Annotated in this window: 18 protein-coding genes; 15 read left to right on the top strand and 3 right to left on the bottom strand. The window is 64.8% G+C overall.

The window, feature by feature from the left end:
* Positions 1-11 precede the first annotated feature (11 nt).
* The 6 genes from RI841_RS02320 to hisD all read left to right on the top strand — a co-directional run bounded on the left by RI841_RS02320 (position 12) and on the right by hisD (position 4,743).
* Positions 12-653, top strand: coding sequence for an ABC transporter substrate-binding protein (locus RI841_RS02320; protein WP_310703979.1), 642 nt, complete (start codon positions 12-14; stop codon positions 651-653).
* Entirely contained in the window at positions 650-988 is a 339-nt protein-coding gene (locus RI841_RS02315) for an STAS domain-containing protein (protein ID WP_310703947.1), read from the top strand. The genes RI841_RS02320 and RI841_RS02315 overlap by 4 nt, the downstream gene beginning before the upstream one ends.
* A gap of 137 nt (positions 989-1,125) precedes the next feature.
* Positions 1,126-1,380 (top strand): BolA family protein, encoded by a 255-nt coding sequence (locus tag RI841_RS16475; RefSeq protein ID WP_405000898.1) that lies wholly within the window; start codon positions 1,126-1,128, stop codon positions 1,378-1,380.
* Positions 1,381-1,393: 13 nt separating this feature from the next.
* Positions 1,394-2,656 carry a UDP-N-acetylglucosamine 1-carboxyvinyltransferase gene (gene murA / locus RI841_RS02305; protein WP_310703945.1) on the top strand — a complete coding sequence of 421 codons (1,263 nt, stop codon included), beginning with the start codon at positions 1,394-1,396 and terminating at the stop codon, positions 2,654-2,656.
* A 20-nt stretch (positions 2,657-2,676) separates the two neighbouring features.
* Entirely contained in the window at positions 2,677-3,339 is a 663-nt protein-coding gene (gene hisG, locus RI841_RS02300; RefSeq protein WP_310703943.1) for an ATP phosphoribosyltransferase, read from the top strand.
* Positions 3,340-3,420: 81 nt separating this feature from the next.
* Positions 3,421-4,743: a histidinol dehydrogenase gene (gene hisD / locus RI841_RS02295; RefSeq protein WP_310703941.1), complete on the top strand. Its 1,323-nt coding sequence runs from the start codon at positions 3,421-3,423 to the stop codon at positions 4,741-4,743.
* 89 nt (positions 4,744-4,832) lie between these two features.
* On the opposite strand, the gene RI841_RS02290 is transcribed toward hisD, so the two are convergent.
* Complete coding sequence (locus tag RI841_RS02290) at positions 4,833-6,044, bottom strand: Do family serine endopeptidase (RefSeq protein ID WP_310703939.1); 1,212 nt, start codon at positions 6,042-6,044, stop codon at positions 4,833-4,835.
* A gap of 102 nt (positions 6,045-6,146) precedes the next feature.
* Here RI841_RS02290 and RI841_RS02285 point away from each other — a divergent pair, with 102 nt between their 5' ends.
* Positions 6,147-6,908 carry a Nif3-like dinuclear metal center hexameric protein gene (locus tag RI841_RS02285; protein WP_310703938.1) on the top strand — a complete coding sequence of 254 codons (762 nt, stop codon included), beginning with the start codon at positions 6,147-6,149 and terminating at the stop codon, positions 6,906-6,908.
* A gap of 49 nt (positions 6,909-6,957) precedes the next feature.
* Here RI841_RS02285 and RI841_RS02280 read toward each other — a convergent pair whose 3' ends face one another.
* The gene (locus tag RI841_RS02280) at positions 6,958-7,395 is read right to left on the bottom strand and encodes a ZapG family protein (protein ID WP_310703937.1); all 438 of its coding nucleotides are present in this window, start codon (positions 7,393-7,395) and stop codon (positions 6,958-6,960) included.
* 213 nt (positions 7,396-7,608) lie between these two features.
* Between RI841_RS02280 and zapE the strand changes: the two genes are divergently transcribed.
* The 8 genes from zapE to RI841_RS02240 all read left to right on the top strand — a co-directional run bounded on the left by zapE (position 7,609) and on the right by RI841_RS02240 (position 14,011).
* Positions 7,609-8,799 carry a cell division protein ZapE gene (gene zapE / locus RI841_RS02275; protein WP_310703936.1) on the top strand — a complete coding sequence of 397 codons (1,191 nt, stop codon included), beginning with the start codon at positions 7,609-7,611 and terminating at the stop codon, positions 8,797-8,799.
* 261 nt (positions 8,800-9,060) lie between these two features.
* Positions 9,061-9,489, top strand: coding sequence for a 50S ribosomal protein L13 (rplM, locus tag RI841_RS02270; protein WP_310703934.1), 429 nt, complete (start codon positions 9,061-9,063; stop codon positions 9,487-9,489).
* A gap of 13 nt (positions 9,490-9,502) precedes the next feature.
* Complete coding sequence (gene rpsI / locus RI841_RS02265; protein WP_310703932.1) at positions 9,503-9,892, top strand: 30S ribosomal protein S9; 390 nt, start codon at positions 9,503-9,505, stop codon at positions 9,890-9,892.
* Positions 9,893-10,112: 220 nt separating this feature from the next.
* Positions 10,113-10,712, top strand: coding sequence for a ubiquinol-cytochrome c reductase iron-sulfur subunit (petA, locus tag RI841_RS02260; protein ID WP_310703931.1), 600 nt, complete (start codon positions 10,113-10,115; stop codon positions 10,710-10,712).
* Entirely contained in the window at positions 10,712-11,971 is a 1,260-nt protein-coding gene (locus RI841_RS02255; RefSeq protein ID WP_310703930.1) for a cytochrome bc complex cytochrome b subunit, read from the top strand. Before petA ends, RI841_RS02255 begins: the two co-directional genes overlap by 1 nt.
* Positions 11,971-12,741, top strand: coding sequence for a cytochrome c1 (locus tag RI841_RS02250; protein ID WP_310703928.1), 771 nt, complete (start codon positions 11,971-11,973; stop codon positions 12,739-12,741). Before RI841_RS02255 ends, RI841_RS02250 begins: the two co-directional genes overlap by 1 nt.
* Before the next feature lie 146 nt (positions 12,742-12,887).
* On the top strand, positions 12,888-13,514 hold the full coding sequence (gene sspA / locus RI841_RS02245) for a stringent starvation protein SspA (protein WP_310703927.1): 627 nt from the start codon (positions 12,888-12,890) through the stop codon (positions 13,512-13,514).
* A gap of 47 nt (positions 13,515-13,561) precedes the next feature.
* Complete coding sequence (locus tag RI841_RS02240; protein ID WP_310703926.1) at positions 13,562-14,011, top strand: ClpXP protease specificity-enhancing factor; 450 nt, start codon at positions 13,562-13,564, stop codon at positions 14,009-14,011.
* A 95-nt stretch (positions 14,012-14,106) separates the two neighbouring features.
* On the opposite strand, the gene RI841_RS02235 is transcribed toward RI841_RS02240, so the two are convergent.
* On the bottom strand, positions 14,107-14,633 hold a 527-nt coding region (locus tag RI841_RS02235; protein ID WP_405000897.1), incomplete at its 5' end, for a BON domain-containing protein.

The raw sequence follows: 14,633 nt of genomic DNA, 5'->3' as shown, positions 1-14,633 counted from the left end.
AGATGAAGATGATGAACCTTCGCGCGCTGCTCGCCGGGCTTTGCCTGCTGCTGATGGCGCTGCCGCTGATGGCGGCCCAGCCCGAGCAGAACCCGGAGCAGATGATTCGCGACAGCATCGACGAACTGATGACACGGATCGAGGGGCGAGAGGATTACTTCGCCGACAATCTCGACGAACTCGAGGCCATCGTCGACGATAGCCTAGCGGACGTGGCCGACTTTCGCTACATCGGAGCCAGCGTGATGGGGCGCTACTTCGGCAACGCCACGCCGCAGCAGCGGTCGCGCTTTGTCGAGACCTTCCGCAAGACGCTGATCGATACTTATGCCAAGGGTCTGGTCACCTTCGACTACCGCGAGATCCGGGTGCTCGAGAATCAACAGGCCTCGCGCTACGAGGACCAGGCCAGCGTGGCCATGGAGGTGGTGGCCAACGACGGCGCCGTCTATCCTGTCAGCTATTCGCTGCGCCTGGACGACGGCCATTGGAAGGTGGTCAACGTGATCGTCAACGGCATCAACCTGGGGCTGACCTTCCGCAACCAGTTCGACCAGGCGATGCGAGAACACAACCGCGATTATGATGCGGTGATTGATAACTGGGCGCCTGAACTTGCCGTCGAGGAGTTGGAGGAGGGCGGCAACGCATGAGCGTGCTGCTGGAGCAGCTCAGTTCCTGCCTTGAGGCCGATGGCTTCCGCCTGGCGGTGACCGGCGAGGTCGGCTTCGAAGGGGCCTCGGCGATTGCCGAGGCCGGCAGCGACTGGCTGGTTGATCTGCCGACCGGCAGTGAGGTGGTCTTCGACCTGAGCGGCGTTGGCCGGGTCAGCAGCGCGGCACTCAGCGTGCTGCTGGAGTGGACCCGCCAGGCCCGTGATGCCGGCGTCGAGGTGGCCGTCGTGCGGCTCTCGGTTCCCCTCGAGCGCCTGACTCGGGTCGCGGGGCTGGATACCCTGCTGCCGCTTGCCGAGCCTGTCCCCGACTGAGCGGCACCTTCCTCCCCATCGCCAAGCGCGGGGCTTTTCTTTACCATGTCGAGCCAGGAATCTCGCTGTCCTGGGCCACGTCGTGGCCACAGCAGCGTGTCCCCGACGAATCGACGAACCACAGGAGTGCCGGTGCCATGCAACCGAGCGAAGTGAAGGCGCTGCTCGAGAGCCGACTCGACGGCTGCGAGTTCCATATACAGGGTGAAGGCTGCAACTTCCAGGTGGTGGCCGTGGGCGAGGCCTTCGAGGGTCTCTCGCCGGTCAAGCGCCAGCAGATGATCTACGCTGCGCTGTCCGAGGAGATCGCTTCCGGGGCCCTGCACGCGATAAGTATCAAGACTTACACCCCGCAGCAGTGGCAGGCCGCCACTGATAACCAGGGGGCCTGACGGTCGACCTCCCATGGACAAGTTGATCATTACCGGTAATGGCCCCGTCGACGGCGAGGTCTGGGCCAGCGGCGCCAAGAATGCCGCCCTGCCGATCCTCTGCGCAACCCTGCTGGCTGACGAACCGGTGACTATCGGCAATCTGCCGCACCTGCAGGATATCACCACCACCCTGGAGCTGCTCGGCCACATGGGGGTCGAGGCGGTGATGGGTGACAGAATGTGCATCCAGCTCGACGGTTCTCAGGTCACCCACTGTCATGCGCCCTACGAGCTGGTCAAGAAGATGCGTGCTTCGATCCTGGTACTCGGTCCGCTGCTGGCCCACTTCGGCCATGCGGATGTCTCGCTGCCCGGCGGCTGTGCCATCGGTTCGCGCCCGGTGGACCTGCACCTTCGCGGCCTTGAGGCCATGGGGGCCGAGATCAGCGTCGAGGCGGGTTACATCCGGGCGCGGGTCGATGGCCGGCTTCACGGCGCCACCATCTTCTTCGATACCGTCACCGTGACCGGCACCGAGAACCTGCTGATGGCGGCGACTCTGGCGGACGGCACCACGGTGCTGGAGAATGCCGCACGGGAGCCCGAGGTGGTCGACCTGGCCGAATGCCTGATCAAGATGGGCGCCAAGATCCGCGGCCATGGCAGCGACACCATCATCATCGAGGGCGTCGAGCGTCTGCACGGTGCCTATCATGATGTCATGCCCGATCGCATCGAGACGGGCACCTTTCTGGTAGCGGCCGCGCTCTCCCGAGGGCGGGTACGGGTGCGAAATACCCGTGCCGACATCCTTGATGCGGTGCTGGCCAAGCTCGAGGAGGCGGGGGCCACCCTCGCCACTGGGGAGGGCTGGATCGAGCTCGACATGCAGGGCAGAAGGCCGAAGGCAGTCAACCTGCGTACCGCGCCCTATCCGGCCTTCCCCACCGACATGCAGGCCCAGTTCGTGGCGATGAATGCGGTAGCCGAGGGTACCGCCCGGGTGGTGGAGACCATCTTCGAGAACCGCTTCATGCACGTGCAGGAGCTCAACCGCATGGGGGCCGACATTGCGCTGGAGGGCAACACCGCGGTGATCACCGGCGTCGAGACCCTCTCCGGTGCCCCGGTGATGGCCACCGACCTGCGTGCCTCTGCCTCCCTGGTGATCGCGGCGATGATGGCCGAAGGCGAGACCCTGGTCGATCGGATCTATCATATCGACCGTGGCTACGAGTGCATCGAGGAAAAACTGCAGCTGCTGGGCGCGCGCATCAGGCGCATCCCCGGCTGAGCCGACCAACAGGCGAGACCATGAGCAAGCAACTGATTCTGGCCCTCTCCAAGGGCCGCATACTCGACGAGACCCTGCCACTTCTGGCCGATGCCGGCATCGAGCCGGCCGAGAACTTAGGCAAGAGCCGCAAGCTGCTGTTCGATACCAACCTGCCCGACGTCAAGCTGGTGGTTATCCGGGCCACAGACGTGCCGACCTATGTGCAACTCGGGGCGGCGGATCTCGGCGTAGCCGGCAAGGACGTGCTGCTCGAGCACGGCGTCGAGGGCCTCTACGAGCCCCTCGACCTGGAGATCGCCCGCTGCCGGTTGATGACCGCCGGTATCACCGGGACCGAACCGGCCCTGGCGCGCCGGCGGGTGGCCACCAAGTTCGTGAATGTGGCACGCCGCTACTATGCCGAGCAGGGGATCCAGGCTGAGGTGATCAAGCTCTACGGTGCCATGGAACTGGCCCCCCTGATGAATCTGGCCGACGAGATCGTCGACATCGTCGATACCGGCAATACCCTGCGCGCCAACGGCATGGAGCCGCGCGAGCTGATTGCGCCGGTCTCCACACGTCTGGTGGTCAACCAGGCGGCGATGACCTTGAAGCACGATCGCCTGAAACCGCTCATCGCCCGCCTGCGCAAGGCGGTGGAGGCGCGTCGCGATAGCCTTGCCGTTTCGGCCTCATAGCCACCCCGGGCTTGTTTGCAACCTGGTGCCGCGGCACGCTTGCCCTGGACGAATCCCCTGTTTCGAGAGGAAGTTACTGCCATGAGCCAATCCCCCACCGACGGCGTTGACATCGCGCGGCTGTCGACCTCGCAGGCCGACTTTGATGTCCGTCTCGCCGACCTGCTGGCCTGGGAGGGTGTCTCCAATGCCGCGGTCCAGCAGCGCGTCGACGAGATTCTGTCCGCCGTCAAGGCCCGGGGCGATGCCGCGCTGGTCGAGTATTCGAACCGCTTCGACCGTCTCGCCGTCACGTCCATGGCCGAGCTGACCCTGAGCGAAGGGCGGCTGCGCCAAGCCTTCGAGGGTTTGCCGGCGGAACAGGGCGAGGCCCTGTCGAGCGCGGCCGAGCGCATCCGCGCCTATCACGAGCACCAGAAGCCGTCCTCCTGGCACTATACCGAGGCCGACGGCACTGTTTTGGGTCAGCAGGTCACCCCTTTGGATCGTGCGGGCATCTATGTGCCGGGCGGCAAGGCAGCCTATCCCTCCTCGGTGTTGATGAATGCCATTCCTGCCCATGTGGCGGGCGTTCGCGAGATCGTCATGGTGGTTCCGACTCCCGATGGCGTCCTCAATGAACTGGTGCTGGCCGCCGCCCACCTCGCCGGTGTCGACCACGTCTTCACCCTTGGTGGCGCCCAGGCGGTGGCGGCCCTGGCCTTCGGCACCGAGACGGTGCCGCGGGTGGACAAGGTCGTGGGACCGGGTAACATCTACGTGGCCACTGCCAAGCGAGCGGTGTTCGGCCAGGTTGGTATCGACATGATTGCCGGCCCCTCGGAGATTCTGGTGGTTTCCGATGGGGGTACCGACCCTGACTGGCTGGCCATGGACCTCTTCTCCCAGGCCGAACACGATGAGGACGCCCAGGCGGTGCTGGTGAGCTGGGATCACGAACACCTGCAGGCGGTGGAGGCGTCGATCGCGCGGCTGCTGCCGACCCTGGAGCGTGCCCCCATCGTGCGCGAGTCGCTGGCCCGGCGCGGCGCGCTGATCCACTGCCAGGGACGTGACGAGGCGGTGGCGCTGATCAATCGCGTCGCCCCGGAGCATCTGGAGCTCTCGGTGGCCAATCCCGAGGGCTGGCTGCCGGAAGTGCGCCATGCCGGCGCTATCTTCATGGGGCGCTATACGGCCGAGGCGCTGGGCGACTACTGCGCCGGCCCCAACCATGTGTTGCCCACCTCGGGCACGGCACGCTTCTCCTCACCGCTGGGGGTCTACGACTTCCAGAAGCGCTCCTCGATCATTCACTGCTCGGCACAGGGCGCCGGAGAACTCGGCAAGATCGCCTCCACCCTGGCCAGGGGCGAATCGCTCACCGCACACGCCCGTTCGGCCGAGTATCGTCTCAAGCCGTGACGCGTCGGAAGGCGGGGGATGTTTCATGACCCCTGGTTCGATCTAAGAGGGCTCCGCCGATCGGCTGGGCCCTCGCGTCGTCAGGGGCGTCACTCCTGCTTGGGGCGGGGGAGCTCCGGGGTCGGGCGCTCGCCGAGCTCGATGGTCACCTCCCGGCGCTCGCCGCCGCGGACGATCGACAGCGGCAGCCGAGTGCCGGGTGCCACCGCGGCGATGTCGCTCATGGTGCGTCGGGGGTCGAGCACCGGCTGGCCGTCGACTTCCAGCAGGACGTCGCCGGGCTGCAGGCCCGCACGGTCTGCGGGACCGTCCGGCACCACGCCGGCGATGATAACCCCGGCCGGCGCCTGCAGGCCGAAGGAGGCTGCGAGCTCCTGGTTGAGTTCCTGGGCCTCGATCCCCATCCAGCCGCGGATGACGCGCCCGCGGGTGACCAGTTCGTCGAGGATGTTGCGGGCCAGGTTGGCGGGGATCGCGAAGCCGATGCCCTGGGAGCCGCCCGAGCGCGAGAAGATGGCGGTGTTGATACCGACCAGTGCGCCCTCGGCGTTGACCAGCGCCCCTCCCGAATTGCCGGGGTTGATGGCGGCATCGGTCTGGATGAAGTCCTCGTAGGCATTGAGCCCCAGGTGGCTGCGGCCGGTGGCGCTGATGATGCCCATGGTCACGGTCTGACCGACCCCGAAGGGGTTGCCGATGGCCAGGGAGACGTCGCCCACGGCGACCCGGCCGGTGTCAGTCAGCTCGATTACCGGTAACGAAGTGAGGTCGATGCGCAGCACGGCAAGGTCGCTCTCCGGGTCGGTACCGATTACCTCGGCCAGGGTCTCGCGTCCGTCGCGCAGGGCGACCTGGATCTGGTCGGCACCGCGGATCACATGGTGGTTGGTCAGCACGTAGCCATCGTCACTGACGATGACCCCGGACCCGAGGCTGGAGAGCATGCGCTGGCGGCTGGGTAGCTCGTCGCCGAAGAACTGGCGGAAGAAGGGGTCCGACATCAGGGGGTGCTCTTCCCGCTCGACCACCCGGGTGGAGTAGATGTTGACGACCGCCGGCGCGGCGCGCTCCACCGCCTGTGCGTAGCTCGCAGGACCCTGCCGGCGCGTGAGGGGCTCGGCCTGGCGCACCTCTGGGGCCTCGCGGGAACGCGTCTCGTCGTCGGACTGTACCAGCGCCGGCGTGGCGGGTGGCGTCGTGGCCGGCCGGCCGATCAGCTGCGGGAAGGCATTGAGCAGCACGATGGCCGCCAGCACACCGATGAGGACGGGCCAGAGGTAGGGGAGCAGGGTGCGTCGCATGCAGCGGGGTCCTTGTCGATGGTGCTGGGTCGCGGGGCATCCTCCCGCTGGTTACACTGCGCGGATTGTAACATTGCCAACCCGACCACGCCCGGAGGCTGCATGATGAATCGCGACGACCTGGTCGCTGCCTGCGACCGACTGCTGGAGCCCCATCGCTTCAAGGACTATACCGTGAACGGCCTGCAAGTGGCGGGCACCGAGCGCGTCACGCGGGTCATGACCGGTGTGACCGCTTGCCAGGCGCTGCTCGACGAGGCCGTGGCCTGGCAGGCCGACCTCGTGCTGGTGCATCACGGCTACTTCTGGAAGAACGAGCCAGTCACCATCACCGGCATCAAGCGCCGGCGCCTGGCGACACTGTTGGCCCATGACATCAACCTTCTGGCCTATCACCTGCCGCTGGATGCCCACCCCGAGCTTGGCAACAACGCGGAACTCGGCCGCCGGCTGGGCTTCAGCGTAACGGGCTGTGCCGATGGCGAGCTCGGTGATGGGCTGGTGTGGCTGGGCGAGCCCCGCCCGGGCCTCGATGCCGCAGGCCTGGCCCGCGATGTCGGGACGTGCCTGGGTCGCAAGCCGCTGTTGGTCCAGGCGCCGGGGGGAGGTGAGATCCGTCACGTAGCCTGGTGCACCGGTGGGGCCCAGGACATGATCGCCGGTGCCCGGGAGGCCGGTGCCGACGCCTTCATCTCCGGCGAGATCTCCGAACGTACCACTCACCTGGCCCGGGAGATGGGCATTCACTACCTGGCGGCGGGGCATCATGCGACTGAGCGCTATGGGGTACAGGCCCTGGGCGAACGGCTCGCCGCCGAGTTCGGTATCGAGCACCGCTTCGTGGATATCGACAACCCTGCCTGAGCGCAAGGCGGGTGCCACGGCCGTTGGGCCGGGGCGGAGCAGAAGGGGGTCAGTAGCGTGGCGGTGGGGGGGAGGTGTCATCCCCCTTGAGGCCGAAGTCCTCCGAGAGGGTGCCGCGGTTGCCGTCGGCGTAATCTCGGGGGGTAGCGGGTTCCGTCCCGGTCGCGGCGGGGTTGGGGGAAACGGCGTCCATGGCCTGGTGGCGTAGCGTGCGGGTGCCGAGCCGCCTGCTGGCCTCCTCGGCTTCCTGTTCGAGGCCCCGGCTCTCGCGCTGCAGGTTCTCGGCCAGGCGGGCGATACGCTCGAGGCTATCACCCATGCCGTCCTTGAGTTCCGCCAGGGCCCGCTCGCGTTCGGCGAGGCGCTGGCGCAGGCGCTGGGTGCTGCCGGCGCTGGTATTGAGTAGATGGTAGCCCAGTGCGCCGATGCCGATCCCGGCCAGCAGGCAGGCGATGGCCAGCACCCAGTTGATGTTGGTCTCGTCCACGTTATGCGTTCTCCTTGAGCATTTGGCGACATGCCGCGCAAGGCGCAGGTCTCATCACCTGGCCGGACGGAATCCGGACGCCCCTTCCGGATGTCCATTATAGTGGCGTCGCGGTGCATTGGGTCAACGCGGCGGCAGCCAATGCCAAGGGGGGGCGTGATGCGTATAATGCCCCCTTCGCGATTGACTCGAGTACAGGCCCTCAGGAACCCCATGAGCGAGACGCATCCCTCCCAAGCTTCCCGCGACGCGCGCCCCCCCGAGACCCCGATGACCCGCTATCGGGCGGATCTCGAGCGCAATGGCTTCCAGCCCGACGCTGCCCAGGAGCAGGCGGTGAAGCACCTGCAGCGCCTCTACGACGAGCTGGTGGCCACACCGCTCGCTCGGGTGGTGCCACCGAAGCGCGGTGGCGGGATCAAGTCGCGGATGGCCGGCCTGCTCGGTCGGCGCGACCGCGTGGTATCGTCCGAGCCGCTGCTGCCCATGATTCACGGTCTCTACTTCTGGGGTGGGGTGGGTCGCGGGAAGACCTACCTCATGGATACCTTCTTCGAGACGCTGCCCTTTCCCGAGAAGATGCGCACCCACTTTCACCGCTTCATGCAGCGGGTACACAACGAGCTGGAGCACTACAAGGGTGAACGCAACCCGCTTACGCTGATCGCCGCCAAGTTCGCCGCCGAGGCCCGGGTCATCTGCTTTGACGAGTTCTTCGTCAAGGACATCACCGATGCCATGATCCTGGCCAACCTGCTCGAGTCGCTCTTCGCCCACGGCGTGGTGCTGGTGGCGACCTCGAACATCGTTCCCGGTGAGCTCTACAAGGATGGCCTGCAGCGGGCCCGCTTCCTGCCGGCCATCGACCTTCTCGAGCGTCACTGCGAGGTGGTCAACGTGGACTCGGGGATCGACTACCGCCTGCGCGCCCTGGAGCGTGCCCAGATCTTCCATGCCCCGCTGGACGATGCGGCCGAGGCCGAACTGGCCCGCAGCTTTCGCGAAATTGCCGGCCACGAGGGCGAGGAGGGGGCCCCGATCGAGATCAATCATCGGGTGCTGCACGCCCTCCGGCTGCATGATGACGTGGTGTGGTTCGAGTTCACCGAGCTCTGCGACGGTCCCCGCAGCCAGAACGACTACATCGAGCTGGCCCGCGAATTCCATAGCGTGCTGGTCTCCAACGTCACCTGCATGGGCGGTGCCACGGATGATCAGGCGCGGCGCTTCATCAACATGGTCGACGAGTTCTATGACCGTGGCGTCAAGCTGCTGATGTCCGCCGAGGTGCCGGCTGAGCAGCTCTACCGTGACGGTCGTCTAGCGTTCGAGTTCCAGCGCACCCTCTCGCGTCTCCAGGAGATGCAGTCCCATGACTACCTGGCGCTGCCTCATGAACCGTGACCCGGCCTGCGTCCGGGCGCGGCAAGCTGGAAGCTTGAGGAGCGGCGCTTCGCACCTGGAAGTGTTCAAAGAAAACCTTGCCCCAGGCTGTGGAGCTTCCAGCTTGCGCGCAGCATTGCCTTGACGATGGCGGCTCGTGTAGAATGCGCGCTCGCTCGACTGTTGTCTCGCCCCGAGGGCGGAGGCAACCAAGAAAAATAGGGACGGTTCCATGCCGGATGCCCGGCGGCAGAACCCAATACATCAAATGGTGATTCATCCATGAAGACGTTCACTGCCAAACCGCAGTCCGTCCAGCGCGACTGGTTCGTCGTCGACGCTGCGGAAAAGACGCTCGGCCGTCTGGCCACCGAGATTGCTCGTCGCCTGCGCGGCAAGCACAAGCCGGAATATACGCCGCATGTTGATACCGGTGATTACATCGTCGTGATCAACGCCGAGAAGGTCCGGGTCACCGGCAACAAGGCCAGCGCCAAGACCTACTACCGCCATACCGGGTACCCGGGCGGCCTGCGCTCCATGAATTTCGAGAAGATGATCGCCCATGCGCCGGAGCGAGTCATCGAGTCCGCTGTCAAGGGCATGCTGCCGAAGGGTCCTCTGGGTCGTGCCATGTACTCGAAGCTCAAGGTCTATGCCGGCACCGAGCATCCGCACGCTGCCCAGCAGCCGCAAGAACTGAACATCTGAGGGAGTCTTCGCCATGACACAGAAATATTACGGTACCGGGCGCCGCAAGACCTCCACCGCCCGTGTTTTCCTGAAGCCGGGCACCGGCAAGATCACCGTCAACAGCCGTGATCTGGACCAGTATTTTGGTCGCGTCACCGGCCGCATGGTGGTTCGTCAGCCCCTCGAGCTGACGGATACACTTGGCCAGTTCGACGCCTACGTCACCGTCAAGGGCGGCGGCGGTTCGGCCCAGGCCGGCGCGATTCGCCATGGCATTACCCGTGCGCTCTTGGACTACAACGAAGACTTCCGCGGCCAGCTGCGCGAGGCGGGTTACGTCACCCGTGACGCCCGCCAGGTCGAGCGCAAGAAGATCGGCCTGCGCAAGGCGCGTCGTCGCCCGCAGTTCTCCAAGCGCTGATACGCTTCGTATCGCCGCACGAAAACGCCCAGGTCCAGCGACCTGGGCGTTTTTTGTTCTTGATCAAGAATTTGTCGTCAGGTTTCCCGCTTGTTCAGGGAACCTTTCCTTGTGCGGGGCGACACGATTTTTTACCATATACCGCATTTGGTATCCGTGGTCGCGGGGGATTCTCTGCCCGTGATGGAACAGCGGGTAAGCTGATGGGAGAAACCTGAAAATGGCAGATAACGGCGTAAACAAGGGTCGGCGCCGTTTCCTCGTAGGTGCCACCACCGTCGTGGGTGCGGTGGGTGCCGTCGGGGTTGCGGTCCCCTTTGTGGCTTCCTGGCAGCCTAGTGCCAGGGCAAGAGCGGCGGGTGCCCCCGTCCAGGCCGACGTGTCGAAGCTCGAACCCGGGCAGCGCATGACCGTCGAGTGGCGGGGTAAGCCGGTGTGGATTCTCAATCGCTCCCCGGAGATGATCGAGCGTACCGAGTCGATCGATGCCTCGCGGCTGGCCGATCCGGATTCTGACGTGCCTCAGCAGCCCGGATACATCGAGGGAACGTTGCGTTCCATCAAGCCGGAAATCGGCGTGATCGTCGGCATCTGCACCCACCTGGGCTGCTCACCGCTGTTCAAGCCCGAGCCGGATGCCGAAGGGGTCGGTGTGGATAACTGGCCGGGCGGCTTCTTCTGCCCCTGCCATGGCTCGCGCTTCGATCTGGCCGGCCGGGTGTTCCGCAACGTGCCGGCGCCGACCAACCTCGAGGTGCCGCCTTACCGCTTCGACAGTGATGTGCTGATCACGGTCGGCGAAGATGAGGAGACTGCCTGATGGGTAACCCGAACAAAGTCAAGGCGGAGCGCGGCTTGATGCGCTGGGTCGATGACCGCTTCCCGGCCACCCAGATGTGGCAGGACCACATGGCGAAGTACTACGCGCCGAGGAATTTCAACTTCTGGTACTTCTTCGGTTCCCTGGCGCTGCTGGTACTGGTCAACCAGATCCTTACCGGGGTCTGGCTGACCATGAGCTACAACCCCTCGGCCGAGGGGGCTTTCGCTTCTGTCGAGTACATCATGCGCGACGTGGAGTGGGGCTGGTTGATCCGCTACATGCACTCCACCGGCGCGACGGCCTTCTTCGTGGTCGTCTATCTGCACATGTTCCGCGGCCTGCTCTATGGCTCCTACAAGGCGCCCCGCGAGCTGGTGTGGATCTTCGGCATGGCCATCTACCTGGCGTTGATGGCGGAAGCCTTCATGGGCTACCTGCTGCCCTGGGGCCAGATGTCCTATTGGGGGGCTCAGGTCATCATCTCCCTGTTCTCTGCGATTCCCGTCATCGGACCCGACCTGACCCAGTGGATTCGCGGTGACTTCCTGATTTCCGGCATTACCCTCAACCGTTTCTTTGCCCTGCACGTGGTGGCGTTGCCGATCGTGATCCTGGCGCTGGTGGTGCTGCACATCATTGCCCTGCACGAGGTCGGGTCCAACAACCCCGACGGCATCGACATCAAGAAGAAGAAGGACGAGTCTGGCAAGCCGCTGGACGGTATCCCCTTCCATCCGTACTACACGGTGAAGGACCTCGTTGGCGTGGCGGTATTCCTGTTCGTCTTCTGCGTGGTGATCTTCTACTTCCCTGAAGGGGGCGGTTATTTCCTCGAGAAACCCAACTTCCAGCCGGCTGACCCGCTGACGACGCCCAATCATATCGCCCCGGTATGGTACTTCACGCCCTTCTACGCGATCCTGCGAGCGATCACCTTCTCGCTGTTTGGCCTCGACGCCAAGTTCCTCGGCGTGATTTGCATGGGCGCGGCCATCGCAGTGCTCTTCGTGCTGCCGTGGCTCGACCGCAGTCCGGTGCGCTCGATGCGCTACAAGGGCTGGATGTCCAAGACGATGCTGGCGCTGTTCGCGATCAGCTTCCTGGTCCTGGGCGTGCTCGGGGTACTGCCGGTCACCGAGGGGCGCACCCTGCTGTCCCAGGTGTGTACCGTCATCTACTTCGCCTTCTTCCTGCTGATGCCGTTCTATACCCGGCTGGAGAAGACCAAACCCGTTCCGGAAAGGGTGACTGGCTAATGAAAAAGCAACTATTTGCACTGCTCTTCGCGCTAGTGCCTATGGTCGGGTTCGCTGCCGGAGGCGGTGGCGTCCATCTGGAAGAGATGAACCCGGACCTCGAGGACAAGGCGTCCCTGCAGAACGGCATGAAGCTCTTTGTCAACTACTGCATGGGCTGCCACTCCCTGGAGCACCAGCGGTTCGCGCGTGCCGCCGAGGATCTGGACATCCCCCAGGACCTGGTCGAGGAGAACCTGATCTTCTCTCCCGACCTGGCCTTCAACGACCAGATGCACATCGCCATGAACAGTGGCGATGCCGAGAGCTGGTTCGGTGCGCCGCCCCCCGACCTGACCCTCGAGTCGCGTCTGCGCGGCACCGACTGGATCTATTCCTACCTGCTGAGCTTCTACAAGGATCCGGCTCGTCCCACCGGCGTCAACAATGCGGTCTTCCCGTTGGTGGCCATGCCCAATGTGCTGGAGCCGCTGCAGGGCGTGCAGGAGAAGGTCTGCGCCGCGACGGACCAGCCGGTCGAGGGGGCCGAACTTGACCCGCTGACCGGCAAGTACCAGTCCTGCGAGACGCTGCAGGTCACCCAGCCCGGCGAGATGGAGCCGGCGGAGTTCGAGGAGGCGGTCTACGACCTGACCAACTTCCTGGCCTACGTGGGTGAGCCCTCCAAGCTGCACGCTCAGTCGCTGGGGCCGAAGGTCTTGATCTTCATCTTCATCTTCGGTGTCATCGCTTACCTGCTGAAGCGTGAGTACTGGCGCGACGTTCACTGATCCGTTACCGACGGACAGCCACGGGGGCGCATGGCCGAGGGCCATGCGCCCTTCGTGGTCTTTGCCCGATACCGGGCAGCACGATGGCCTCAAGGCGGGGTCGGTCGTGTTATCATCTCGGCACGAACTGATGCGAGGATTGTTACATGGGTGTAGTGGCCAAGCGGTCGTCGATGATCTTCTATTCCGGAGGGGGTGACCATTACAGTCATCGCGTGCGAATCGTGCTTGCCGAGAAGGGCGTGGCAGTCGATATCATCGAGGTGACTGACGAGCAGCACCCCGAGGAACTCGCCGACCTCAACCCCTACAACAGCGTGCCCACGCTGCTTGACCGTGATCTGGTGCTCTATGAGTCCAAGGTGATGATGGAGTACCTCGACGAGCGCTTTCCGCATCCGCCGCTGCTGCCCGTCTATCCCGTGGCGCGTGCCAAGAGCCGCCTGTGGATGCACCGCATCGAGCGAGAGTGGTGTCCGTTGGTCGAGCAGATCCAGAGTGGCGCCAAGAAGGACGCCGAGAAGGCGCGCAAGGAGCTGCGCGAGAGCCTGGTCGGCATCTCGCCGATCTTCGAGGACATGCCCTACTTCATGAGCGAGGAGTTCACCCTGGTGGACTGCTGTCTGGCGCCGATCCTCTGGCGACTGCCGGTGCTGGGCATCGAGTTGCCCGAGAAACAGGTCAAGCCCTTGATGGGCTACATGGAGCGTCTGTTCGACCGTGATGGCTTCAAGGCAGCGCTCAGCGAAAGCGAGCGCGAAATGCGCCCCTGAACTTCGATCCGGTGATGACCGGGTCCCCGACCCAGGAGGGCCAAGTAATGCAATCGAGCCGTCCCTATATTGCCAGGGCCCTATACCAGTGGCTGCTGGACAATGACCTGACCCCCTACATCGTCGTCGATGCCGAGCAGGCGGGGGTCGAGGTTCCCCGGCAGTTCGTCCAGAACGGCCAGATCGTGCTGAACCTGGCGCCCACCGCGGTGCGTGACTTCGCCATGGAGAACGAAGCGGTGAGCTTCTCGGCGCGTTTCGGCGGTCGTCCCATGCAGGTGATGGTGCCTATCGAGGCGCTGATCGCAATCTATGCCCGAGAAAATGGCGTGGGCATGGTGTTCGGTCATGAGCCGGTCATTCCTGCCGAAGCTGCCAAGGCGGAGGCCCCCCGTCTCGATGAGGAGGCGCGTGATGATGATGTCCCTCGAGAAGAGGGGCAAGGCGACGAGGCGCCGCCGCGCAAGGGGCGTCCCTCGCTGCGGGTCATCAAGTGATCCGGAAGTGATCAGGTGGCCGCGCTTCCGGGAGGCGGAGTATCCACGCGAAACGGCAGGCCACAAGCCTGCCGTTTCGCGTTTCGGAAGGGTGTTCAGTCCAGGTAGTCGAAGACCTTGACGATGCGTTGCATGCCACCGACGTTGGAGACGGCCTGGACGATACGCTCAGCCTCGTTGCGGGTGACGATGCCCATCAGGTAGACGCTGTTGTTCTCGACGATCACGCGGATGCGGCCCGAGTCAATCTCCTCATTGGCCGCCAGGCTCGTTCGGATACGGGCGCGCAGCCAGGTGTCGGAAAGCCGCTGGCTGGCCGGCAGGTTGGCGGCGATGGAAAGCTCGTTGTGCACTTCTCGAACGTTGCGCACTTTGTCGGCAACCGCCTCGGCCCTCACCTTGAGCTCTTCGCTGGGCACCTGGCCGGTGAGCAGGACCACGCCGTTGAAGCTGGTGACGCTGGCGTGGATCTGGCTGCTCAGCTCCTTGTTTTCCAGGATGGCGAGGCGGGCCTTCAGTTCGATGCTCTGGTCATCGACAAAGGTACCGACGGAACGGCGGCTGTGCAGCGCGCTAGCGCCGGCCGCGGCACCACCCACCACGACGGGGGCGCAGCCATAGA

Origin of the sequence: Halomonas sp. (assembly GCF_031581305.1) — a bacterium.
Taxonomy (GTDB): domain Bacteria; phylum Pseudomonadota; class Gammaproteobacteria; order Pseudomonadales; family Halomonadaceae; genus Halomonas.
This window is presented reverse-complemented; position numbering and strand designations above follow the sequence as displayed.

Excerpts from the sequence above, each read along its gene's own strand:
- rpsI (WP_310703932.1), top strand. The coding sequence starts at position 9,503 with ATGACACAGAAATATTACGGTACCGGGCGCCGCAAGACCTCCACCGCC.
- hisG (WP_310703943.1), top strand. The coding sequence starts at position 2,677 with ATGAGCAAGCAACTGATTCTGGCCCTCTCCAAGGGCCGCATACTCGAC.
- petA (WP_310703931.1), top strand. The coding sequence starts at position 10,113 with ATGGCAGATAACGGCGTAAACAAGGGTCGGCGCCGTTTCCTCGTAGGT.
- sspA (WP_310703927.1), top strand. The coding sequence starts at position 12,888 with ATGGGTGTAGTGGCCAAGCGGTCGTCGATGATCTTCTATTCCGGAGGG.
- RI841_RS02285 (WP_310703938.1), top strand. The coding sequence starts at position 6,147 with ATGATGAATCGCGACGACCTGGTCGCTGCCTGCGACCGACTGCTGGAG.
- RI841_RS02250 (WP_310703928.1), top strand. The coding sequence starts at position 11,971 with ATGAAAAAGCAACTATTTGCACTGCTCTTCGCGCTAGTGCCTATGGTC.
- murA (WP_310703945.1), top strand. The coding sequence starts at position 1,394 with ATGGACAAGTTGATCATTACCGGTAATGGCCCCGTCGACGGCGAGGTC.
- zapE (WP_310703936.1), top strand. The coding sequence starts at position 7,609 with ATGAGCGAGACGCATCCCTCCCAAGCTTCCCGCGACGCGCGCCCCCCC.
- RI841_RS02290 (WP_310703939.1), bottom strand. The coding sequence starts at position 6,044 with ATGCGACGCACCCTGCTCCCCTACCTCTGGCCCGTCCTCATCGGTGTG.
- rplM (WP_310703934.1), top strand. The coding sequence starts at position 9,061 with ATGAAGACGTTCACTGCCAAACCGCAGTCCGTCCAGCGCGACTGGTTC.
- RI841_RS02315 (WP_310703947.1), top strand. The coding sequence starts at position 650 with ATGAGCGTGCTGCTGGAGCAGCTCAGTTCCTGCCTTGAGGCCGATGGC.
- RI841_RS02240 (WP_310703926.1), top strand. The coding sequence starts at position 13,562 with ATGCAATCGAGCCGTCCCTATATTGCCAGGGCCCTATACCAGTGGCTG.
- RI841_RS02255 (WP_310703930.1), top strand. The coding sequence starts at position 10,712 with ATGGGTAACCCGAACAAAGTCAAGGCGGAGCGCGGCTTGATGCGCTGG.
- hisD (WP_310703941.1), top strand. The coding sequence starts at position 3,421 with ATGAGCCAATCCCCCACCGACGGCGTTGACATCGCGCGGCTGTCGACC.
- RI841_RS16475 (WP_405000898.1), top strand. The coding sequence starts at position 1,126 with ATGCAACCGAGCGAAGTGAAGGCGCTGCTCGAGAGCCGACTCGACGGC.
- RI841_RS02320 (WP_310703979.1), top strand. The coding sequence starts at position 12 with ATGAACCTTCGCGCGCTGCTCGCCGGGCTTTGCCTGCTGCTGATGGCG.